This is a genomic window from Streptomyces canus (genome assembly GCF_041435015.1).
In the GTDB taxonomy this organism is placed as follows: Bacteria; Actinomycetota; Actinomycetes; order Streptomycetales; family Streptomycetaceae; genus Streptomyces; species Streptomyces canus_G.
The window spans coordinates 6,497,472-6,519,574 of sequence record NZ_CP107989.1; the positions used below are offsets into that span (position 1 = coordinate 6,497,472).

17 protein-coding genes, 1 tRNA gene and 1 pseudogene are annotated in these 22,103 nt (G+C 69.3%); 15 read left to right on the forward strand and 4 right to left on the reverse strand.

The window, feature by feature from the left end; all coding sequences use genetic code 11:
• Positions 1 to 434: 434 nt before the first annotated feature.
• The 5 genes from OG841_RS29815 to OG841_RS29835 all read left to right on the forward strand — a co-directional run bounded on the left by OG841_RS29815 (position 435) and on the right by OG841_RS29835 (position 5,098).
• Positions 435 to 1,202: a transposase gene (locus OG841_RS29815; protein ID WP_328638698.1), complete on the forward strand. Its 768-nt coding sequence runs from the start codon at positions 435 to 437 to the stop codon at positions 1,200 to 1,202.
• 149 nt (positions 1,203 to 1,351) lie between these two features.
• Positions 1,352 to 2,728, forward strand: a complete 1,377-nt coding sequence (locus tag OG841_RS29820; RefSeq protein ID WP_266697342.1) for an IS1380 family transposase — start codon at positions 1,352 to 1,354, stop codon at positions 2,726 to 2,728.
• A 225-nt stretch (positions 2,729 to 2,953) separates the two neighbouring features.
• Positions 2,954 to 3,823: a hypothetical protein gene (locus tag OG841_RS29825; RefSeq protein WP_328638697.1), complete on the forward strand. Its 870-nt coding sequence runs from the start codon at positions 2,954 to 2,956 to the stop codon at positions 3,821 to 3,823.
• Positions 3,824 to 3,901: 78 nt separating this feature from the next.
• On the forward strand, positions 3,902 to 4,291 hold the full coding sequence (locus tag OG841_RS29830) for a TIR domain-containing protein (protein WP_328638696.1): 390 nt from the start codon (positions 3,902 to 3,904) through the stop codon (positions 4,289 to 4,291).
• A gap of 3 nt (positions 4,292 to 4,294) precedes the next feature.
• Entirely contained in the window at positions 4,295 to 5,098 is an 804-nt protein-coding gene (locus OG841_RS29835; RefSeq protein ID WP_328638695.1) for a RipA family octameric membrane protein, read from the forward strand.
• Positions 5,099 to 5,429: 331 nt separating this feature from the next.
• Here OG841_RS29835 and OG841_RS29840 read toward each other — a convergent pair.
• Positions 5,430 to 6,643, reverse strand: a pseudogene (locus OG841_RS29840) (IS110 family transposase).
• Positions 6,644 to 7,218: 575 nt separating this feature from the next.
• Between OG841_RS29840 and OG841_RS29845 the strand changes: the two are divergent.
• Positions 7,219 to 7,773: a hypothetical protein gene (locus OG841_RS29845; protein ID WP_365115090.1), complete on the forward strand. Its 555-nt coding sequence runs from the start codon at positions 7,219 to 7,221 to the stop codon at positions 7,771 to 7,773.
• A 178-nt stretch (positions 7,774 to 7,951) separates the two neighbouring features.
• Here OG841_RS29845 and OG841_RS29850 read toward each other — a convergent pair.
• Positions 7,952 to 8,024: transfer RNA gene (locus OG841_RS29850), tRNA-Arg, on the reverse strand.
• Positions 8,025 to 8,347: 323 nt separating this feature from the next.
• Here OG841_RS29850 and OG841_RS29855 point away from each other — a divergent pair.
• The 9 genes from OG841_RS29855 to OG841_RS29895 all read left to right on the forward strand — a co-directional run bounded on the left by OG841_RS29855 (position 8,348) and on the right by OG841_RS29895 (position 18,287).
• Positions 8,348 to 9,955, forward strand: coding sequence for a dynamin family protein (locus OG841_RS29855; RefSeq protein ID WP_365115092.1), 1,608 nt, complete (start codon positions 8,348 to 8,350; stop codon positions 9,953 to 9,955).
• Positions 9,956 to 9,958: 3 nt separating this feature from the next.
• On the forward strand, positions 9,959 to 11,983 hold the full coding sequence (locus OG841_RS29860) for a GTP-binding protein (protein WP_365115094.1): 2,025 nt from the start codon (positions 9,959 to 9,961) through the stop codon (positions 11,981 to 11,983).
• 241 nt (positions 11,984 to 12,224) lie between these two features.
• Positions 12,225 to 12,686: a single-stranded DNA-binding protein gene (locus OG841_RS29865; RefSeq protein ID WP_365115096.1), complete on the forward strand. Its 462-nt coding sequence runs from the start codon at positions 12,225 to 12,227 to the stop codon at positions 12,684 to 12,686.
• 266 nt (positions 12,687 to 12,952) lie between these two features.
• Positions 12,953 to 14,365, forward strand: coding sequence for a TQXA domain-containing protein (locus OG841_RS29870; protein WP_328638690.1), 1,413 nt, complete (start codon positions 12,953 to 12,955; stop codon positions 14,363 to 14,365).
• A 33-nt stretch (positions 14,366 to 14,398) separates the two neighbouring features.
• A complete protein-coding gene (locus OG841_RS29875; protein WP_371567198.1) occupies positions 14,399 to 14,782 on the forward strand; it encodes a hypothetical protein in 384 nt (127 codons plus the stop codon).
• A 189-nt stretch (positions 14,783 to 14,971) separates the two neighbouring features.
• Positions 14,972 to 15,307, forward strand: a complete 336-nt coding sequence (locus OG841_RS29880) for a hypothetical protein (protein ID WP_371567200.1) — start codon at positions 14,972 to 14,974, stop codon at positions 15,305 to 15,307.
• A 230-nt stretch (positions 15,308 to 15,537) separates the two neighbouring features.
• Complete coding sequence (gene ettA / locus OG841_RS29885; RefSeq protein WP_328638688.1) at positions 15,538 to 17,202, forward strand: energy-dependent translational throttle protein EttA; 1,665 nt, start codon at positions 15,538 to 15,540, stop codon at positions 17,200 to 17,202.
• A 6-nt stretch (positions 17,203 to 17,208) separates the two neighbouring features.
• The gene (locus tag OG841_RS29890; protein ID WP_328638687.1) at positions 17,209 to 17,622 is read left to right on the forward strand and encodes an acyl-CoA thioesterase; all 414 of its coding nucleotides are present in this window, start codon (positions 17,209 to 17,211) and stop codon (positions 17,620 to 17,622) included.
• Positions 17,619 to 18,287, forward strand: coding sequence for a hypothetical protein (locus OG841_RS29895; protein WP_328638686.1), 669 nt, complete (start codon positions 17,619 to 17,621; stop codon positions 18,285 to 18,287). Before OG841_RS29890 ends, OG841_RS29895 begins: the two co-directional genes overlap by 4 nt.
• A gap of 7 nt (positions 18,288 to 18,294) precedes the next feature.
• On the opposite strand, the gene OG841_RS29900 is transcribed toward OG841_RS29895, so the two are convergent.
• Together OG841_RS29900 and OG841_RS29905 are read right to left on the reverse strand one after the other, a co-directional pair.
• A complete protein-coding gene (locus tag OG841_RS29900) occupies positions 18,295 to 19,251 on the reverse strand; it encodes an ABC transporter ATP-binding protein (protein WP_328638685.1) in 957 nt (318 codons plus the stop codon).
• Between the two features lie 64 nt (positions 19,252 to 19,315).
• Positions 19,316 to 22,102, reverse strand: a complete 2,787-nt coding sequence (locus OG841_RS29905) for an FtsX-like permease family protein (protein WP_371567203.1) — start codon at positions 22,100 to 22,102, stop codon at positions 19,316 to 19,318.
• Position 22,103: the final 1 nt, after the last annotated feature.

Below are 22,103 nucleotides of genomic sequence, written 5' to 3' on the forward strand. Positions count from 1 at the left end.
TCCAGTGTGGCAGATCAACTCGGGGAGCCCAGGCCAGAGCGGGGTGGGGGTGGTCACCCGTGGGTGCCGTCTGTCAGCGTTGGTCGGCTTCGCACGGCCCAGGGACGGCCCAGGGCTCAACCATCGCGGCCATTGCTGAGTTCGCGGTGCTGCTTCACACGCGGACCTCACTGAGACGGCTGCCCTCATGGACCCACTCGTCGAGTGCGCCTGATCCAGCGGGACAGAAAGAAACACCCCATCTCGTCTGACCGCCAGCCTTGGTTGGTAACCCGTGAGGCAGGGAGCGATTGCTTGCGGCTTCGCCGGTGGCGGCTGTGGCTCGTCTGTACGACGACCCATCGGATCAGATCGCGCTGGTCACCTACCTGCGGCAGCATCTCCGACTAGAGGTTGTCCCGTAACCGGTGGGGTGGTTGGTGCGTTGGCTGGGCATGGGTGGGGTGATTTCAGCTGATGATCCGAAGTGGATCGAGCCGTTCTCCGGGTTGAGCGAGGTGCAGTTCGCCAGGCTGGTGGCGTTGGTGCGGCGTCGCGGGGGTGACGTTCAGCGGGGCCGTCCCTGGCGGTTGCCGCTGGAGGACCGGGTGTTGCTGGTGGCGACGTACTGGCGCACGAACCTGACGTTGCGGCAGGTGGCACCGTTGTTCGGGGTCTCGAAGTCCGCGGCCGACCGTATCCTCGATCACCTGGCACCGCTGTTGGCCATCGCGCCGGCCCGACGTCCGCGCAGGGACACTGTCTACATCGTCGACGGCACCTTGGTGCCTACCCGGGACCGCAGCGTCGCCGCGTCCAGCAAGAACTATCGGTACTCGACGAATCTGCAGGTCGTCATCGACGCCAACAGCCGCCTGGTGGTGGCGATCGGCTTGCCGCTGCCCGGCAGTCGCAACGACTGCCGGGCGTTCACCGAATCCGGTGTGGACCGGGTCTGCCGCGGTGCCCCGACCATCGCCGACGGTGGCTACCAGGGCACTGGCCTTCTCATCCCGCACCGCAGGCGACGAGGCCAGAGACACCTCAGCCCGCAACAGGAAGCAGAGAACGCCGTCCACCGCCGGGCACGGGCACGAGTCGAACACGCCCTATCCCGGCTGAAGAACTGGAAGATCCTTCGGGACTGCCGCCTCAAGGGCAACGGCGTTCACCAGGCCATGCTCGGCATCGCCCGGCTCCACAACCTGGCCCTCACCGGATAGCTCACGCCCCATACGGGACAACCTCTAGCCTCGCGCTTTCACGTGGCAGGGCGTCCGGTAGGTGATCAGAAACGCGGAGAGTGCTCCTGACCTGCAACGATGGGACTTGTCTAGGGTCCAGGTCGTCGCGTGAAAGAAGCACTCTCCAGGTGAAGAAGCGTATCGGGTCCTACCCGTGTGTCCGTACCGAAGGTGGTGGTCGCGGGGTGGTCTCCCAGGCCGGCGGTGTGCTGCTGGTGGAGACGATCCGCAAGACTGGCCTGGACAGGGCGATATCGGCGGCGTTGGCGCCGTGGCGCAAGTCGCGGGCGGTGCATGATCCGGGCAAGGTCCTGCTGGATGTGGCGCTGGCGGTCGCGCTGGGCGGGGACTGCCTGGCAGATGTGGGCATGCTTCGGGCCGAGCCAGCCGTGTTCGGGCCGGTCGCCTCCGACCCGACAGTCTCCCGCCTGATCGACACCCTTGCCGCCTCGGGCGAGAAGGCACTGACCGCAATCCGCACAGCCCGGTCCGAAGTCCGTTGCCGGGTCTGGAAGTTGGCCCGCGACGGGGCTCCGGACGCTGGTGGGCAGGTGACCGTGGATCTGGACGGAGTGCTGGTCATCGCCCACTCGGACAAGCAGGACGCCGCCCCGACCTGGAAGAAGACCTACGGTCACCACCCGCTGATGGGTTTCGTCGATCACGGCTCCGGTGGCACCGGTGAACCTGTCGCGTCCCTTCTCAGGGCGGGCAACGCGGGCTCGAACACGGCCGCCGACCACATCGAGGCCGCCCGCCTCGCCCTCGCTCAGCTGCCCACGAAGTACCGGCGGGGGCGACAGACCTTGATCCGCTGCGATTCCGCGGGCGGCACCCACGAGTTCGTCGCCTGGATCGCCCAGCGCGGGCGCTGGCTGTCCTACTCGGTCGGCATGGTGATCACCGAAGCCATTCACCAGCACGTCCTGAAGATCCCGGCATCGGCATGGACGCCGGCCGTCGAGACCGGCGGCGAGGTCCGCGACGGGGCCTGGGTCGCCGAGCTCACCGGCGACCTGCTTGAGGGCTGGCCGAAGGGCATGCGGCTGATCGTCCGCAAGGAACGGCCGCATCCCGGGGCCCAGTTGAGGATCACCGATGCGGACGGCATGCGGATCACCTGCTTTGCTACCAACACCGCCGGCCGTCCCATCGCCGAACTCGAGCTCCGTCACCGGCTGCGGGCCCGGGCCGAGGACCGTATCCGAGCTGCCCGCGCGACGGGCCTGCGCAATCTGCCCCTGCACGACACCGCGCAGAACAAGGTGTGGCTGGAGATCGTCCAGATCGCACTCGACCTGCTGGCCTGGATGCCCATGCTCGCCCTGACCGGCCAGACCCGTCTCTGGGAACCCCGCCGCCTCCGCTTCCGCCTGTTCTCCGCAGCCGCCCAGCTCGTCACCACCGGCCGGCGCCGCATCCTCCGCCTCGCGGCCCACTGGCCCTGGACCAACGAGATCACAGACGCCCTCGCACGGCTCACACTCCTGCCGAACCCCGGCTGACCAGCAGCTTCCCTACCCCTGCGAGTAGCACCACCCCACCCGGAGCAGTGGAACCCGGCGCCCACCCGACGCGACACTCGGGCCCACGGCCTGCCCGCAATCAGCCACCGAAAGCGAAACGGTCCACCGACTCCCTCGCGGACCGTCAAGAAAGATCGAGGCTAGCTGCCACGCTGGACTCGACTGTGGCACTCTGCCTCGTGCGCCAGAGTGAGGGAGTAGACCATGGCATATCAGGCCACAACTCTGCATCTGCTGATTTCCTGTCCAGGTGATGTCACCAATGAGGACCGGGAAGTAATCCACAGATCAGTTAATCGGTGGAATTTTAACTACGGTCAGCACTTCCAGCTGACAGTTCTGCCGATCTGGTGGGGGGAGCACGCCTCTGGAGAATTTGGCGAGCATCCACAGGATACGATTAACCGGCAGCTCGTCGATAGCGCAGATCTGGCTCTTGCCATCTTTTGGACCCGCTTGGGAACTGGATCGGAACGGGCACTTTCGGGCACCGCTGAAGAGATCGAACGAATGGCTCGCGCCGGCAAGACGGTGACCATTCTGCACTGCACACGACCGGTATCCAACAGTGACCTTGAGCAGCAAATCGCACTGCGCGACTACCTAAGAAGTCTTGAACCGAACGCCTTGGTGATGACTTACACCGATGAGGCTGAGCTGGTGAGCAGGATCGATAACCTGTTGAGCAGACAGGCCACGGTATTTATGACGAAAGCCTCGGGGGCGAAAGCTCATACAGCCGAGGAAGATCCAGGAGTATGGCCGAGTGTCGACTTCAGGGAAACCGTCGACACAGATCGGCAAGGAAGGCTGCGCACTCGCCGGTCACACTTCATCGTCCTCACAAACAAGGGACGCGCTCCAGCGAAGAATGTAACCTTTACCATCGAGCCTGACGATGGAATGGTCCTTCGCAGCGACGATGAGGCGATCGATACAATCGGCCCTGATGCAGAGATTCGGTTTCCGCTCGCATTGAGCATGGGTAGCCCTAGCCAATTCAATTGCACGGTGAAGTGGAAAGGCCCAGATGGGAAGGAAAGAGAAAACGTAGCCACTTTGCGCCCCGTCTAGCCTGAGGTCGCCCCCAGGCCTTCCCCTGGCTGCACCCATACCTTAATGTTACGATGCCTGCCATTAGAGAGGCGAGGTATGAACATAAAGCACCCGAGGGCCTTTATCAGTTTCCGCCTGGAAGATCGCTGGGCTAGGGACTTCCTCAAAGAGCACGCACGGAACTCCGACAACGAGGTCGAGTTCATCGACTACTCCATTCAGGATCCAATCGATTCGTCATGGAGGACGCAATGCAAACTGCGAATTTCCCAGACGAATGGAACGATCGTCTTGATCGGCGCGACCACGTACGAGTCTGAGCCAGTGGAATGGGAGATCAAGCAAACCCTTGAGCAAGGTCACCACATTTTCGGAATACAGGTGATCGACAGAGAGACGCATCCAATCCCCAAAGGCCTCCCTCCGGAAAGCGTGATTCGCTGGGATTTTGAGACGATTTCATCAAGGCTCTCAACATGGATGTGATCAGTGAATTATCTTGAACAGGTAGCGACGTACATTCAAGCCGAGATCCCCGCTACAGCTTTACCGCCTGGCGACGTAGACGACTTGCTAAACATGTATGCGGCCCTCGCTTTGGCCAAGGGTGTGGACGTCATTGCTTCAGACGTACATGATGTCTGGAGTGCCTGGCAGATGAGAACTAACCCATCTCACGCATCTCTGCTCCCTTACGATCAACTCTCGCCATCAGCGCAGCAGCAGGATGCTGTCTACGTTCTGGCTATTCGGAAGGTAGCGGAACGGCTGGCAGGTCAGGATCGGGTTGCTCAGGCCTTGGTTCCGTACGGACCCCCAGCAAGAGAGGAGGATAAGGAGCGGCTCTTCGAATTGTACAAAATCATGGTGGAGAGCTCGGAAGGGCTTGTAAGTCGCCGCCAGGGTGTGAATACTTTCTTCATCACAGCGAACGGCGTGATACTGACCGGACTAGGTTTCTTCATTAAAGCGGGCGGCAGCCAGATACTAAAGTCTATTGGCGTCCTCGTCATTGCCTTGACGGGGCTTATTCTCGCCCACGCCTGGCGAAGTCTTATTGTTTCATTCGGTCAACTGAATACCGGGAAATTCGCTGTAATTAATCGACTTGAGCGATATCTTCCTGCTGCCATCTTTTACTCAGAGTGGGAGGCTCTCGAGCGGGGCCAGAACCCCAAAGTCTACCGTTCCTTCACGTCGCGCGAGATCTGGGCGCCCTACCTACTGACCGCCCTTTATGGTCTCGCGACTGTGGGTGCTTCCCTGGTCGCCCTCGGTCTATGGAAGCCCTGAAGCGAAGGTCGGCGGAGTCTTAATGACCGAGTCAACCCTTTGGGGTGTCGGTGCCTTCTTCCCATCCCCACTCGTGGCGGCAGTCAGCGCAGGTGAGGTATGTGGGCACTGACTCTGACGTGCTGTGCGCTATGCGGAAGAGCTCGTCCTCGTCTGTGGTGGTGCGCACGAACACGGTCAGGACGCGGTCTGTTGCTGCGCCGCAGCGAGGGCATGGCGTGGGCGGATGAGGGCGTGGACGCATGATCACCTGCTCGGTTGGCTGCTCGAACAAGGTAGTCAATGCCCTGTGAGCGCTGCAGGTGATCGGGAGGGTGAGCTTCATCCCGGGTCAGGCCGCTGTGTTTGTCTGGGCCTGCGGTGGTGGCGCGGTGGTGAAAGGGCGGTTGTCGCGGAGGAGGGCCCACAGGACGTCGACGCGTCGGCGGGCGAGGGCGATGACGGCGGAGATGTGTTGGTGGCCCTCGGCTCGTTTCTTGAGGTAGTAGGTGCGGTTGGGGCCGTCGCGGATGATGCTGGTCTGGGCGGAGAGGTAGAAGACGCGGCGTAAGCGGCGGCTGTAGCGCTGCGGGCGGTGCAGGTTGCCGGTGCGGCGTCCGGAGTCCTTGGCGACCGGGACCAGACCGGCGGCGGAGGCGAGGTGACCGGCGTCGGGGTAGCTCGCCAGGTCACCTGCGGCGACGAGGAACTCAGCCCCCAGGATTGGTCCCATGCCGGGCATCGACTCGATGATGGCGGCCTGCGGATGGGCGTGGAAGGCGTCGCGGATCTGCCGGTCGAGTTGCTTGAGCCGGTCGTCCAGGGCCAGGACCTGTTGGGCGAGGTCTGCGGTGATGCTGGCCGCAGTGCCCTGGCCTGGGAGGGTGATGCGCTGGGCCTGGGCGGCTGTGAGAGCGGTCGTGGCCACAGTGTCGGGGTGGCGTACGCCCCGGGTGGCGAGCCAGCGAGTGAGGCGGGTTTGGCCGCAGCGGCGCAGGGCGGCGGGGGTCTGGTAGCCGGTGAGCAGGACGAGGGCGCCCTTGTGGTCGCGTAGTCGACGGCTGCTTCCAGGGCCGGGCTGATGCCGGTGAGTACGTCGTGGAGGCGGTTGAGCAGGCGAACCCGGTCGGCGATCAGGTCGGACCGGTGCGCGGTGAGCAGGGCCAGGTCTGCGACCGGGTCCGTTCGCACCTCGACGGGGGTGAAGTCCCGTCGCAGACGGGCGGTGTCGGCGATGACGTAGGCGTCGCGGGCGTCGGTCTTGGCCTCGCCGCGGTAGGCGCCGGCCATGAGGTTGACCGTCCGGCCGGGCACGTAGACGACCCGTTGGCCGTGCGATGCGAGCAAAGCAAGCAGCAGAGCGGAGGGGGTGCCGGTGATGTCCACGGCCCAGTCCACGCGGTCGGCCAGGCGGAGGACTTCATCGAGGCCGGCCAGGAGATCAGCCTCGTCGTTGCGGATCTTCTTGTTCCACACCGCTGTTCCGGTGTCGTCGACGGCGACCCACCAGTGGTGGGCCTTGCTGGCGTCGATCCCGACCCATAAACGTGGCAACCGCGTGGTCATGAGCGTCTCCTCGGCTTCGGGTGCGTGCCGGTCCGGTCCGAGGAACACCCGCCGTCAGCTCCGTAAGCAGCGATCAATGCGCAGATCTCAATCAGCGGCCAGGCGTCCCGAAGAGCGGGGCGGCCACTCCACCGGAGCCACCGGGGGCAAGCGACTTTAGAGCCACACCCCACTCTTCCGGACCGCCAAACAACTTACGGAGCGACTTTGGCCGGGAGCTGCTTTGGCGCGAGTGATCATGGCCCCGTAAGCTTCCGGCGAGTCGGGCAGTCTGTGGACCTGCCCGCTAAAGCACGACGTTGGGGCCATGATCTTAGAGGCTCGCCCCAAAGTGGCTGCCTAATCCGTGGAGCCGACCGCCCAGCCACAGAGGGTGTCTCCTACCTTCTGCCCACAGCCGCCGAGCGCGCCGCAGAGGCGGCGCGCGCCCGCGCCGTGCGCGGTCCTTGCTGAATGCGGACCAGGCGGCGGCTCTCCTCGACTGGGTCCGGCGCCGGCCGCGTGGAGGAAGGCGGCTGCACGCGTTCTTCGCCACGCTGTACTACTGCGGTCTGCGGCCGGAGGAAGCCGTAGCCATGCGAGTGGAAGACGTGACGATTCCCGGCCCCGACGCCCAGGATCAGTGGTGCGAGCTGCTGATCCACACGGCGACTCCGGAGGTCGGCAAGCAGTGGACCGACACCGGAGAGATCCACGAGGAACGTGACCTGAAGGGCCGTGCCGAAGGCGAGACGCGCACCGCGCCGGGGCATCCCGCCCTGACGCGCATCCTGCGACAGCACATCGAGGACGAACAGCTCAAGCCGGGGGATCTGTTGTTCCAGGGGGAGACGGGCGGCATCCTCGCGGGTTCGGTCATCCGCCGGGCCTGGCGCAGTGCGCGCAAGGCCGTCTTGCCCCCGCACGTCTTCGAGTCGCCCACGGGCAAGCGGGTGTACGACAACCGGCACACCCGCCTTACCAAGTGGCTTAACGACGGCATCCCGCCCGCCCAGGTGGCCGAGTGGGCCGGCAACAGCGTCCCCGTGCTGCTTGCCACCTACGCCCGGTGCGTCGACGGGCAGCTGCCGGACTTGAAGAAGCGTCTCGAAGCCGCCGGAGACCTCCCCGAGCCGCCCGACGCTGGTTGATCTTCAGCCAAATAACTTCGACACGTATTCGACACGGCCACCCGCAAAAACCCGGTGACAGCCGGACAGCCCCGGAGCCCTCCCATGATCGTCAGGGGAGTGCCCGGGGCTTTGTCGTACCGAGCGATACTCGCTCTGAGCAGCAAAAACGCCCTCCCGATGGGAGGGCGGAGACTTGCGCCCCCGGCAGGACTCGAACCTGCGGCCAAGCGCTTAGAAGGCGCCTGCTCTATCCACTGAGCTACGGGGGCCGGGTGTGGTGGCCTCTGTCTTGGGGTGCCCGGGTGTGGGCCGGTCCGTGACGCTGCCGGGGACAAGGATAGGGCTCCCGCGTCCTTGTCCCTGTTGCTTCGCCTCCGTGGCTCGATGTGGAGGTTCAGTGAAGCGGTCCTGATAATCGCAGGCAGGTACGAATCGTGCACCGCTTTTGGCGCCTTGCGCCCCGGGTGTTGTGCACTCGTTATGCCTGGACTGTGCCCGTGTCCCAGTCGCCCCTTCCGTCCGATGTGTTCCGTCGGCGCGCAGACATGCTCATATGCTTCAGAATTCCCCTAAAATTGGGCATTCTTCACATGTGGTGACCTTGGACGTACGGCCTCAGCTGCTCGACGCACTTTCCGCCCTGCGCGACCGTGTCGCCGCCGCACGCTTTCCGCTGCCCCTGCCGGGGGCCCCACGCGCGCGTGCCAACCGCGACGAACTGCTCGCCCAGCTCGACGACTATCTGGTGCCCCGGTTGAGGGACCCCGAAGCGCCGCTGCTGGCCGTGGTGGGCGGTTCCACCGGCGCCGGCAAGTCGACCCTCGTCAACTCCCTTGTGGGACGGCGGGTGAGCGAGGCGGGCGTGCTGCGGCCGACCACGCGGACACCCGTGCTGGTCTGCCATCCGGAGGACCATCACTGGTTCAGCGGAATGCGCGTACTGCCCGACCTCACGCGCGTGTGGGTGCCTCAACAGGAGGCGGGGGACGAGCTCCTGCTGCCCGGCGAGGACCCCACGCGCGTGCTCCGCATCGAGACCGCCGACACCCTCCCGCCAGGCCTCGCACTCCTGGACGCCCCCGACGTCGACTCCCTGGTCGCCGACAACCGCGTCCTCGCCGCAGAGCTGATCTGCGCGGCGGACGTCTGGATCATGGTCACCACGGCCGCCCGCTACGCCGACGCGGTCCCCTGGCATCTCCTGCGCACCGCCAAGGAGTACGACGCCACGCTGGTGACCGTGCTCGACCGGGTGCCGCACCAGGTCGTCTCCGAGGTCTCGCGGCAGTACGGCGCCCTGCTCACCAAGGCGGGCCTCGGCGACGTGCCCCGGTTCACGGTGCCGGAGCTGCCCGAGTCGGCCTGGGGCGGCGGGCTGCTGCCGGCCACCGCCGTGGCGTCCCTTCGGACCTGGCTCGTCCACCAGGTGCAGGACCCCGCGGCCCGGCGGTACGCCGTCGCCCGTACGGCCCGCGGTGTGCTTGCCTCCCTCAAGTCCCGGATGCCCGAGCTGGCCGGCGCGGCCGCCGCCCAGTACGCGGCCGCGCTGCGGCTCACGGCCGCCGTCGAGGGGGCGTACGACAGTGAGTACGCTCGCGTGCGGGGGCGGCTGCAGGCCGGTGCCGTGCTCGCCGGTGACGCCCTCAAGCGCTGGCGGGCCTTCCCCCTGGACTGCACCGCCGCGGAGCTCCTGGACGCCCTCGTGGAGAGCCTGGGCGCCCTGCTGCTGTGCTCGGTGACCGCCGCCGACGAGCGCGTCGACGAGGCCTGGCGGCGCGAACCGGCCGCGGCCGCGCCGGAACTGACGGGCCGCGACCCGGCCCCGGAGAGCGCCGAGCACCGGATCGGGATGGCCGTACGGCGCTGGCGGCGGGAGCTGGAGGAGTACGCCGAGGAGGAGATCCGCGACCTCGACCGCGGGGTCGCGCCCGACCCGGAGACGGTTGCCGCCCTCGTCGCCACCGCGCTGCTCGGCGGACGCCGGGCGCGGGTCGCCGGTGAGGGGCTCGCCGAGCGGATCGGCGCCCACGGAGCCCTGCGGTTGCGCGACCGGGGCGGACGGCTGCTCGCCGAGCACCTCGACCGGGTCGTGCACACCGAACGCGAGCGCCGGCTCGCCCCGCTCGACGCACTCGACGTACACCCCGAACCCCAGGCCGAACTCATCGCCGCGCTGTCCGTACTGCAGAAGGAGAGGTGACCGATGACCGCCGTCACGGATCAGGACCACACGGAGCAGGCGGGGAACGCCGTATCGAGGCAATCGGGGGAATCGGTGGACGGGGGGAAGCCGGTCGAGGAGCCCTTGCCGGAGGCCGATGTCGAGGTGGAGCCGGAGGGCGAGGACGAGCACGCACGCGTGGAGACGGTGTCGGGGCCGGAGAGCGGTCCTGAGCAGGACCAGGAGGGGAACGTGAGCGAGGCTCCGGGTCGTGCGCCCGCCGACGGTCACGCGCGCGTGGGGGCGGGGCGCGATCGTAGGGAGGCCGGTAGCGGCTCCCCGGAGCCGGTCGACGCAGCTGCCCCCGCTGACGGCGACTCCGCGGACGCCTGGGACGACGGGCTCATCGCGCGCCGGGTCACCGCCGAGACCGAGCAGGCCGCCGTGATGGAGGCCCGTGGGCTCAACGCACCGCCTGCCGCCCCGCTCACCTACGACGGCCCTCTGCATTCCCGTCTGGACGCGCTGCGGGAGCTGGTCGGGCTCTCGCGGGCCCGACTCGACAGCCGCACGCTCGCCGAAGCCGGCCAGGTCCTGGACGAGGCGGCTGCCCGGCGCCGGCTCTCCGGGCAGCACACCGTCGTCGCCATCGCCGGTGCGACGGGCAGTGGCAAGTCGCAGCTGTTCAACTCGCTCGCCGGAGTGGCCATCTCGGAGACCGGCGTACGCCGGCCCACCACGGCCGCGCCGATCGCGTGCAGTTGGAGCGACGGTTCGGCCAGTCTCATCGAACGGCTCGGCATCCCGCCCCGGCTGCGGCGGCGCCCTGTGCAGAGCGCCGAGTCGGAGGCCCAGCTGCGCGGGCTCGTCCTGGTCGACCTGCCCGACCACGACTCGGCGGCCGTCCAGCACCGCGAGCACGTGGACCGGATCCTGGCGCTCGTCGACGCCGTCATCTGGGTCGTCGACCCCGAGAAGTACGCCGACGCGATCCTGCACGAGCGCTATCTGCGGCCCATGGCGGGCCACGCGGAGGTCATGTTCGTCGTCCTCAACCAGGTCGACCGGCTGCCCGGGGAGGCCGCCGAGCAGGTCCTCGACGATCTACGGCGGCTGCTGGACGAGGACGGGATCGCCCTCGGGGAGTACGGCGAGCCGGGCGCCACGGTGCTCGCGCTGTCGGCGCTCACCGGGGACGGCGTCGGTGAACTGCGGGAGGCACTCGGCCACTTCGTGACGGAGCGCGGAGCTCCCGCGCGGCGGATCGCGGCCGATGTGGACGCGGCGGCGTGGCGGCTTCGGCCCGTCTACGCGACGGGCCGGCGCACCGGGCTGAGCGAGCAGGCGCGCGACGACTTCGCCGCCCGGCTCGCGGACGCGGTGGGGGCCACCGCGGCGGGCGAGGCGGCCGAACGCGCCTGGCTGCGCAACGCCAACCGCGCGTGCGGGACACCTTGGTTGCGGCTGTGGCGCTGGTTCGAGGACCGCCGCGAACCTTCCACGGGACGGATGCCGGTGCGTGCCCAGCCCGACGAGGAGGCGACCGCGCGCCAGCGTGTGGAGCAGGCCGTACGGACGCTCGCCGACCGGGCCTCGGCGGGGCTGCCCGCGCCGTGGGCGCAGGCGGTGCGCGAGGCGGCCGTACGTGGCTCCCAGGGGCTGCCCGAGGCGCTGGACCAGCTGACGGCCCGAGCCGGGCTGCCACCGGGCCGCCCGCCGCGTCCGGGCTGGTGGCCGGTGGCCGTACTGGCGCAGGCGTCCATGACGCTCCTTCAAATCGTCGGCGGGCTCTGGCTGGTGGGCCAGATCGTCGGGTTCATGGCGCCGAACCTGGGGGTCCCGGTGCTGCTGATGGTGGCCGGCATCATCGGCGGCCCGATCGTCGAGTGGAGCTGCCGGATGGCGGCACGGGGGCCTGCGCGGCGGTACGGCGTGGAGGCGGAACGGCGGCTGCGGGAGGCGGCGTCCGGGTGCGGGCGGGCGCGGGTGCTGGATCCGGTGGCGGCGGAGCTGCTGCGCTACCGGGAGGTCCGGGAGCAGTACGGCAGGGTCGTCGGGGTGGGGTGAAGGGCGTGACGGCAGTGGGGTGAGGGGTGAGGGGTGACGGGTGACGGGCGGGTCTGTGGACCCGTTCCCTCGTTCGGGTGGCGGAGTTCTCCACAAGCCGTGGACCGTCCACAGGGCCCAGCGGGCTCGGCCCGGCGGAGGCAGTCTGGCTTCGCGGCCATCGCGGTGACGCGGTCGGCACGCAGACAGCAGCAGCCGTACGGGACGGGCCCGTACGCATGTCCGGGAGGGGATCCCAGCGATGAACGAGACGATGATCTGCGCGGTGGGCAACGTGGCGACACAGCCGGTGTACCGGGAGTTGGCCACGGGCGCGTCGGTGCGGTTCCGGCTGGCGGCGACCGCGCGCTATCTGGACCGCGAGAAGAACGAATGGACGGACGGGCACACCAACTTCTTCACGGTGTGGGCCAATCGCCAGCTCGCCACCAACGTGTCGGGGTCGATCAACGTGGGTGATCCGGTGGTCGTCCACGGCAGGTTGAAGGTGCGCTCGGAAGGGCGCGAGGGGCAGCCGGCCTGGACCTCGGCCGACATCGACGCGGTGGCGATCGGCCACGACCTCGCGCGCGGCACCTCGGCCTTCCGACGCACACAGCGGCCGGAGAACACCGGCGCGTGTTCGTCCGCGCAGCCCGAACCGGTCTGGGAGACACCGCCTGGTGAGACCGCGGATCGACAGGAGGCGGTCGCGGTGACGTGACGTCGGTCGAGGGCGCGGAGACGCCGACCGAAGTGCGGCTTATCGGCGAATGGTTCGGGATTCCTTCGGTCGATTTGTCGATAAGCCCTGCGTGTGGAAGCGCTTGGCGATAACGATTCCGAGTCGGATCGATCTTCCGGCCGCATCCCCGGGAAGAGGGGGGCGGCCGCGTCCCTAGGATGCCGAACACAGCTCCCGGGGTCACTGATTCTGCTGGTGGGACCGCCACCCCGCTCGTCAACGGGTCCTGTTCGAAGGGGAATTCCGTGTTTTCTGCGTTCTCTGCGCTGTCCGTGCGCGGACGGGGGGCGGCTCGCCTCGCGGCCGTCACGTTCGTCTCCGGCCTGCTCGCCACCGGTGCGACGGTGGCCGTCGCCGGCACGGCGTCCGCGGACGAGGCGGCGCAGAGCCAGAGAGGGGCGACCGCCACCATAGAGGGCCTGAAGACCTACGGTGACGCGGTGATTCACGACACCGACAGCGATCTGCGGGTGCCGGCCGGGCTGTTCGAGATGTCCGTCGAGGGCGGCGGCACTCTGCAGACGTACTGCGTCGACCTCTACAACCCCACGCAGAAGGACGCCAAGTACCACGAGACCGACTGGAGCGGCACCTCGCTGGGCGCCAACAAGGGGGCAGGCAAGATCCGTTGGATCCTGCAGAACTCCTATCCCCAGGTCAACGACCTCGCGGCGCTCGCCGCCAAGGCCGGTATCGCCTCGGGGCTGACCGAGCAGGACGCGGCGGCCGGCACCCAGGTGGCGATCTGGCGCTACTCGGACCACGCCGACGTCGACGCCGTCGACCCGCGGGCCGAGAAGCTCGCGGACTACCTGGAGAAGAGCGCCCGTGACCTCGTGGAGCCGGCGGCGTCGCTGACGCTCGACCCGCCCGCGGTCTCCGGCCACCCCGGCGAGCTGCTCGGCCCGGTCACGGTGCACACCAACGCGGTCGGCGTGACGGTCACCCCGCCGGCGGACGCTGCCACGAGCGGCGTGCGGATCGTCGGCAAGGACGGCAGGCCGGTGACCTCCGCGGGCAACGGCAGCGAGCTCTACTTCGACGTTCCCGAGGACGCGGCGGCGGGCTCGGCCGACCTCACCGTGCAGGCGTCGACGACTGTGCCGGTCGGCCGTGCGTTCGCCTCCGAGAGCCGGAGCCAGACGCAGATCCTCGCCGGCTCCAGCGAGTCGACGGTCTCGGCGACGGCGGGCGCGACCTGGGCGAAGGAGGGCGCCGTACCGGCCCTCTCCGCAGCCCGGAACTGCACCGAGGGCGGCCTGGACATCACCGCGGTCAACCAGGGCGACGAGGAGTTCGCGTTCGAGCTGATGGGGACGGAGTACGCCATCGCGGCGGGCGAGTCCCGCACGGTGACGGTCCCGCTCCAGGAGGACCAGGCGTACGACTTCACGATCACCGGCCCCGACGGTCTCGCGAAGCGCTTCACCGGCGTCCTCGACTGCCGCACCCGCAGCAGCGAGACGGGCGCCACGACCCAGACGCTCAGCGAGCCCAGCCCCGCCACGGTGGCCGTCCCCACCACCGACGTCAACCTCGCCGAGACCGGCGGCTCGGCCACGACCCCGCTGATCGCCGGCACCGCCATCGCCCTGGTGGTGATCGGGGGCGCGGCCCTGGTCCTCACCGGCAGGAAGCAGAACCGGGCACAGGACTGACCGCGGCGCGTCGGTGACGGGCACAATGGCGTCATGACCAAGCCATCCGCATCGCGGGCGCGTCACACCTCCTCGGACTCGGTGCTGTCCCTGTGGTCGCAGGACTCGGTGCTGTCGATCGGCTCGGTGGGCTCGGTCCTGTCCATCGGCTCCGTGGGCTCGGCGCTCTCGGTCGGCTCGATCGGCAGCGCCCTGTCCGTGGGCTCGATCGGCTCGGCTCTGTCCCTGATCTCGGCGGGGTCCTGGCTGAGCACGGGGTCGCTGCTGTCGGCGCAGTCGAAGTGGTCGGTGCTGTCGTGGCGCACGTCCCACGGGCTGATGCGGTCCGCAGGGGCGGTGGGGGCGGTGGGGGCGGTGGGGGCGGTGGCCGTGGGCGCCGCCGTGTTGCTGGCGGTGCGGGGCGGTTCCGACACCTAAGGGCTGCCCGGCGGGATTTCCGGGGCGGCTCGCGTGTCGGCGAACCGGGTCACGAGAGGCTGGGCGGCGCCGAGAACGACGGCCCGCGCAGCGCGCTGCGTGCCGACGCCGAGATCGCTCGGACCGGGAGCGCCCGCGTCCATCGTTCAGGAGGCCGGCGTAGCCGCGGGCCTGTTCGGAAGCGTTGCGGTGCCAGTCGGACTGGGTGCGGTGTTCCTCGGCCAGGGAGGGCTCGGCGGTGACGAGCTGGTCGCAGACGGCGGTGATCTCCGCGTGGACGGCCGCGATGGCGGGCCGGTAGGCGCGGACGGCCTCCGCATGTCCGCGGTGGCCGTCGAGGGCGAGGGGGTCGTCCCTGATGGGCGCGTGGGCAGGGCCGTGCGCATGCAGCGTGCTGTACGCCTCGTGGAGCTTCGTGGCGCGCGCGTCCGGTTTCGTGCGCCGGGCGTGCAGGGCGGACCCGCGGACCCGCAGGCCGGCCTCGTAGGCGTGGGAGCGGGGAAAACGGACGGCGTCCAGCCCTGAGGTGACCGCGTGCGGCCGGTCGGGACGCAGCCGGGCGTACCGGGCGTCGGCCTCGGCGGCGACCTCGAGTGTCTTCAGGCGTGGCGGCAGGACAGTCGAGCGACCACCGGTGACAGAGAACCCCCAGGTCACAGCCCCCCGACCAAACGGGTTACCACCCAAGGGTGGACCTCAGGCAAGATGGGGTGTATCTGCCCACTGCCAGATCTCAAGTTGCCGGACGGTTTCTCTTGGCTGAGTACATCTACACCATGCGCAAGACGCGTAAGGCGCACGGCGACAAGGTGATCCTTGACGACGTGACGCTGAGCTTCCTGCCCGGCGCGAAGATCGGTGTGGTCGGACCTAACGGTGCCGGTAAGTCCACCGTTCTCAAGATCATGGCGGGCCTTGAGCAGCCGTCGAACGGTGACGCGTTCCTGTCGCCCGGCTTCAGCGTCGGCATCCTCATGCAGGAGCCGAAGCTCGACGAGTCCAAGACGGTCCTGGAGAACGTCCAGGACGGCGCCGCCGAGATCATGGGCAAGCTGAACCGCTTCAACGAGGTCGCCGAGCTCATGGCGACGGACTACTCGGACGCGCTGCTGGACGAGATGGGCAAGCTCCAGGAGGACCTGGACCACGCCAACGCCTGGGACCTGGACGCGCAGCTGGAGCAGGCCATGGAGGCGCTGGGCTGCCCGCCCGGCGACTGGCCTGTCACCACCCTCTCCGGTGGCGAGAAGCGCCGCGTCGCGCTCTGCAAGCTGCTGATCGAGGCCCCGGACCTGCTCCTCCTCGACGAGCCCACCAACCACCTGGACGCCGAGTCGGTGAACTGGCTGGAGCAGCATCTCTCGAAGTACGCGGGCGCTGTCGTCGCCGTCACTCACGACCGGTACTTCCTGAACAACGTCGCCGAGTGGATCCTCGAGCTCGACCGCGGTCGCGCGATCCCCTACGAGGGCAACTACTCCACGTACCTGGAGAAGAAGGCCACTCGCCTCAAGGTCGAGGGTCGCAAGGACGAGAAGCGCGCCAAGCGCCTCAAGGAAGAGCTGGAGTGGGTCCGCTCCAACGCCAAGGGCCGCCAGACCAAGTCCAAGGCCCGCCTGGCTCGTTACGAGGAAATGGCGGCCGAGGCCGACAAGATGCGGAAGCTGGACTTCGAGGAGATCCAGATCCCGCCGGGCCCGCGTCTGGGCTCCATCGTCGTCGAGGTCAACAACCTCTCGAAGGCGTTCGGCGACAAGGTCCTGGTCGACGACCTCTCGTTCACGCTGCCGCGCAACGGCATCGTGGGCATCATCGGCCCGAACGGTGCGGGCAAGACCACGCTGTTCAAGATGATCCAGGGTCTTGAGCCCGCGGACTCGGGCACGGTCAAGATCGGCGACACGGTCAAGATCAGCTACGTCGACCAGAGCCGCGCCAACATCGACCCCAAGAAGACCCTCTGGGCCGTGGTGTCGGACGAGCTGGACTACATCAACGTGGGCCAGGTCGAGATGCCGTCGCGGGCCTACGTCTCCGCCTTCGGCTTCAAGGGTCCGGACCAGCAGAAGCCGGCCGGCGTCCTGTCCGGTGGTGAGCGCAACCGCCTGAACCTGGCGCTCACGCTCAAGGAGGGCGGCAACCTGCTGCTCCTCGACGAGCCCACCAACGACCTCGACGTCGAGACCCTGTCCTCGCTCGAGAACGCTCTGCTCGAGTTCCCGGGCGCGGCTGTGGTCATCTCCCACGACCGCTGGTTCCTGGACCGGGTCGCGACCCACATCCTCGCGTACGAGGGTGACTCCAAGTGGTACTGGTTCGAGGGCAACTTCGAGTCGTACGAGAAGAACAAGATCGAGCGGCTCGGCCCGGACGCGGCGCGTCCGCACCGCGCCACCTACAAGAAGCTGACCCGGGGCTGATCGATCTTGCGCTACGTCTACCGCTGTCCCCTGCGCTGGTCGGACATGGACGCCTACGGCCATGTCAACAACGCGGTCTTCATCCGCTACCTGGAAGAAGCCCGTATCGACTTCCTGTTCCGCCCGGAAAAGGACTTCAAGCAGGGGTCCGTGGTGGCGCGCCACGAGATCGACTACAAGCGGCAGCTCGTCCACCGGCACCACCCGGTGGACATCGCGCTGTGGATCACGGAGATCAGGGCCGCGTCCTTCACCATCACCTACGAGGTGAAGGACGACGACCTGGTCTATGTACGGGCCTCTACGGTGGTCGTTCCGTTCGACTTCGAGGCGCAGCGGCCGCGCAGGATCACCTCGGAGGAGCGGGAGTTCCTCGAGGGGTACCGCGACGACGACGAGGAGGAGGCCGTCGCCGCATGACGGTGCTCCACCTCGCCGACGAGGGGGAGGCCGCGGACCTCGCCGCCTTCCTCTCCCGGCTGCTCCACTACGACCGCTCCGCCGCGGTCCGGCTCCAGGGGGCCGGGACCGCGCTCGCCGTCTTCGGGCGTCCGCCGTCCTTCGAGGTGCTGGCGATCCGGGCGGCGCGGCTGGCCAAGCCGTACGAGAACGGGCTCGACGTCACGCTCGACGTGACCGTGTCCGCCGGGGAGCTCCTCGAGTCCGTCGACGAGGGCGCGGGCACGGCTGTCGTGCCGCAGGCGGTGACCGGCCCGCCGTGGGCCGGAGTACTGCCGCCGCGCGGCGGGTGGCAGGCGGTGGCCGGGTTGCCGGGGCCGGAGGCGCTGCGAGCGCTCGTCCACGCCGGGGTCGCCGAATTCCGGGCCCGTACCGAGGAGTTGGGCCCGGAGGCGCGTACCCGGGCCGAACTCGACCGGCTCGGGCGGGAGATCTGGTCCCGCACCGTGGCGGACACGCGGCTTCCCGTGCGGGCCGTGCACGCGGCCCAGTCCCTGGGATTCCTGCGGTCCGGCGGGGAGTTGGCGCTCTTCTCGTCGGGGGCGTGGCTGCGGCTTCGTACGCCGTACGGCTCGATCGCCGTACGGCAAGGGGGACTTGGGACCCTCGGAGTCAGCGTGCGCTGATCGGCCGTCAGTCCCGGTCGCCGGCGTCCGGCCAGACGCCGATGTGGTCCGGTTCCAGCTCGAGCGCCACCCTGTCGCGCATGCCCAACGCCTCGGTGTACTCCTTCGGGAGCTGGAGGCGGCCCGCGCGGTCCAGCATCGCGTACTCACGGGCGACCAGGGTCTCGTGGCCCGTCGTCGCGTCCACCTCGCTGCGGCGCAGGACCTCCGTGGACGTACGGCCGTCCCTGATGGCCACCGTCCGGCGGACCTCTCCGGCCACCGCCTGGTCATGGGTGACGATGACGATCGTCGTGCCGAGCTGTTCGTTGGCGGTGCGGAACGCGGCGAAGATCTGTTCCGCGGTGTGGGAGTCGAGTTCGCCCGTCGGCTCGTCGGCGAGAAGGACCGCAGGGCTGTTGGCCAACGCCACCCCTATCGCCACGCGTTGCTGCTGGCCGCCGGACATCTGGTGGGGACGGCGGTTGCGGCAGTCGGCCACCTCCAGCAACTCCAGGAGTTCCAGGGCGCGTTCGGTGTGGGCGCGACGGGGTGTCCTGGCGCCCGAGAGCTGGATGGGAAGGGTGATGTTCTGGGCCGCGGTGAGATAGGGGAGAAGGTTGCGGGAGGTCTGCTGCCAGACGAAGCCGACCGTCGTGCGGCGGTAGGCCAGGCGGTCCTTCGCGGTCATGGTGAGGAGGTCGTGGCCCGCGACTCTGGCCGCGCCGGCGGTGGGGGTGTCCAGACCGGCGAGGATGTTCATGAGGGTGGACTTGCCGCTGCCGGACGCGCCCACGAGGGCGAGGAGTTCGCCCTCGCGGACGAGGAGGTCGAGGCCCTGGAGGGCTTGGACCTCCACGCCGTCCGTGGTGAAGATGCGGACGAGCCGGTCGCAGGTGATCAGGGCGTCGTGGCCGTAGGCGGGGCGGTTGCGGGCGGCGGTCGCCTTCTGGGCCAGGTCCGTGAGGGTGGGGTTCGTCGTCATGGGCCGTCTCCTGGACTGTGGTCCGGCGTCAGGGCTGTTCGGGAGGTGGGGCTTCCGCAACGGGTCACCGGGTCTCACCCGCTCTCAGTTCCCGCACCGACCCCCGTCTCCCCGACCACCACGCCTGTCCGACCCCCACTCCCACCGCCAGCAGCAGCACCGCAAGCGCCGGCACTGCCAGGGACAGGGCGTCCATGCGCAACTGCACTGCTCCCGCGTCGGGTTGGGCCGAGGGAAGGGCGATGGCGGTCAGGTCGATTCCGGGAGAGAGGAGGCGGATTGTGGCCCAACCCGTGAGGGTGCCGCCCAGGGCGGCCAGGACCGCCTGGGGCAGGGACTCCAGGATCAGGAGGCGGCGGCCCGCCGCCCGGGTGAGGCCCATCGTGCGGAGGCGGGCCAGCAGGGCCGTGCGTTCGGGGGCCGTGCGGAGCAGGGTGAGGAGGAGGGCCAGGACTGCGTATCCCGTGCCGGCCGCCACCGCCGTCGTGTAGACGCGTTCCGCGCCGGTCTGGAGTGGGGAGTCGATGTAGCGTTCCCGCTCCTCGGACTTGAGGCGCACGGACGCATCCTTCGGGGCCGCCTTGCGCAGCGCGGTCCCGTCCAGGTTCTCGCCCGTCAGCAGCAGTGTGGTCGGCCGGGCCGCCGCCGCGCTCAGCGCCGCGCGGTTCACGACCAGGAAGTCCGTGCCCGCGACCGCCGGGGTGCGTTCGAGGACGGCGGTGACGCGGACGGTGAGGTTGCTGCCGTCCGGGAGGAGGACCGGGAAGGGGCGGGTGCCGTACGTCCGGGCGGTGGCCGTGGAGGCCAGGGCGGGGAACGCCCCGCCGGAGGGCTGCGCCTTCAGCCGGGCCTGTGCGAAGGAGCCCAGGCCCGTTCGTGTCGACAGGGCCGCGTAGTCGGCGGGGTTCACCCCGACCAGCGGCACCGACTGTGCCCCGTCGGCCGGCTTCGCCTCGAAGCTGACGCTCACCGCGGACAGGTCGCTCACCCCGGGAGTGCGCCGCACCCGGTCCGGGAGCCCGGACGGGAGCGAGGCCGCCGTCTCCACGCGGGCGTCGGCGCCGACCGACAGCAGGGCCGCGTGGTCGCGGGCCTCCCGCACTCCGGCGAGGACGGAGCCGCCGAAGGCCGCCGTGGTCAGGGCGGTCAGCAGGGCGAGGAGGGGCAGGACGGCGGAGGCCGAGGTGCGGCCCGCCCGGGCCACGGACAGATGGGCCACCGCCCCACGAAGGCGGGCGGCGGGGCGGGCGAGGCCCCGCAGCGGCAGCGGGTACAGGCGGACCAGGAGCAGTGCCGCGATCACCCCCACCAGCACCGGTGCCAGGGAGACGAGATCGCCGGACGAACCCGAGGTACCTCGGCGGCGCAGCGACTCCACCGCCCCCGCCGCCAGCACCAGCAGCGTCAGCTCGGCGACCGTACGGCGCGGGGACGGCCGTACGGCGGAGACGTCCTCGCGGCCGGTGTGGACGCGGACCAGACGGTGGGCGGCCGCGGCGCGCAGGGGGAGGGCCACGCAGGTGACGGCGGTGACCGCGACCGCGGCCCAGACGGCGTGGCCGGCTCGGCCGCCGGGGATCGCGAGCACCGCGGCGGCCAGGCCCGCCGCCCCCGCGGGGACGGCGGCGGCCGCCGTCTCGGCGCAGAGGCGGGCCGTGATTCCCCGCAGGGAGGCGCCCCGGGCGCGCAGCAGGGTGAGTTCGGAGCGGCGGCGGTCGGCGGTGAGGCCCCCGGCCATCAGCAGGACGACGGCGGCGACCGTGCCGGTGCCGACGGCGGCGACGGCGACGAGCGGGGCGACGCCCGCACGGAGCCGGTCGTAGGCGATGAAGACCTCGTCGAGGTCGGTGGTGACCTCGGTGCTGCCGTACAACTCCGCGAACTCCGTCGACGGACCGTCGACCTCCCGGCGCACCTCCCGCAGCGCCGGACCTGCCTCGAGGGAGGCGATCGCGGACCGCAGGGCCGGCAGGTCGCGGGCCCGCAGGGTCCGCACCTCGGGGGCCAACTGCCAGTAGCGCTCCGGCTTTCCGGAACCGGCGAGCAGAGCGGGGGCAGCCTTCGGGGAGAGCAGCAGGGCGCCGACCCAGTACATGTCGGTGGACGGTATGGGTTCGCGGAGCAGGGCCGGGGTGCGCAGGATGGTCTTCTTGGACCAGTACGCGCCCCGGGGGTCGCGCGGGGTGACGATGCCGGTGACCCGGACGGTATAGCTGCCGGCGTGGATCACCGAACCGACCTTGATATGCAGGGACTTGGCCGTCTCGGCAGTGACCGCCGCCTCCAACTGGCTTGTCCTGGAGGTCACTTGGTCGTCTGCGCGCGGCAACCGCCCCTGTGTGACGGAGGAATGGCCGACGAGATCCGACTGCGCGACCAGCGTCACCTGCGGGGGCTTGCCGGTCGGCATCGGCAGCCACGGGTCCGGCGCCTCGAGGTTCTCGCTGGTGCGCACACCGTACGACGACTGGTCCCGGTCGACGACGAGCGGGGCGGGGACCTGTGCGCGGATCTCGGCGTACTGCGAAGCCAGCGCCTGGGGGCGCAGGGCGTCCTCGCGCATGCGGGTGGTGTCCATCGGCGAGGGCGGCGGGGCGTACACCTCGATACCGGACCGGTCGGGGCGGGCCTGTTCGGCGGCCCGGCGCAGCCCGGTGTCCTCGTAGCGGTCGACCGCGCGGGGGAACGCGGCCGCGAGGCACGCGGTCAGCCCGACCAGCAGTGCGAGCGCGCACGCGGCGCCGGGTGCGGTCCGCAGCCGGGTACGGACCCAGGGCACGCTCACCCTGGCCCCGGCCCCTGGCTCCGTCCTTCCGGGGCTCTTTGCCTCACCCCTCCTGAAGAACCTCATC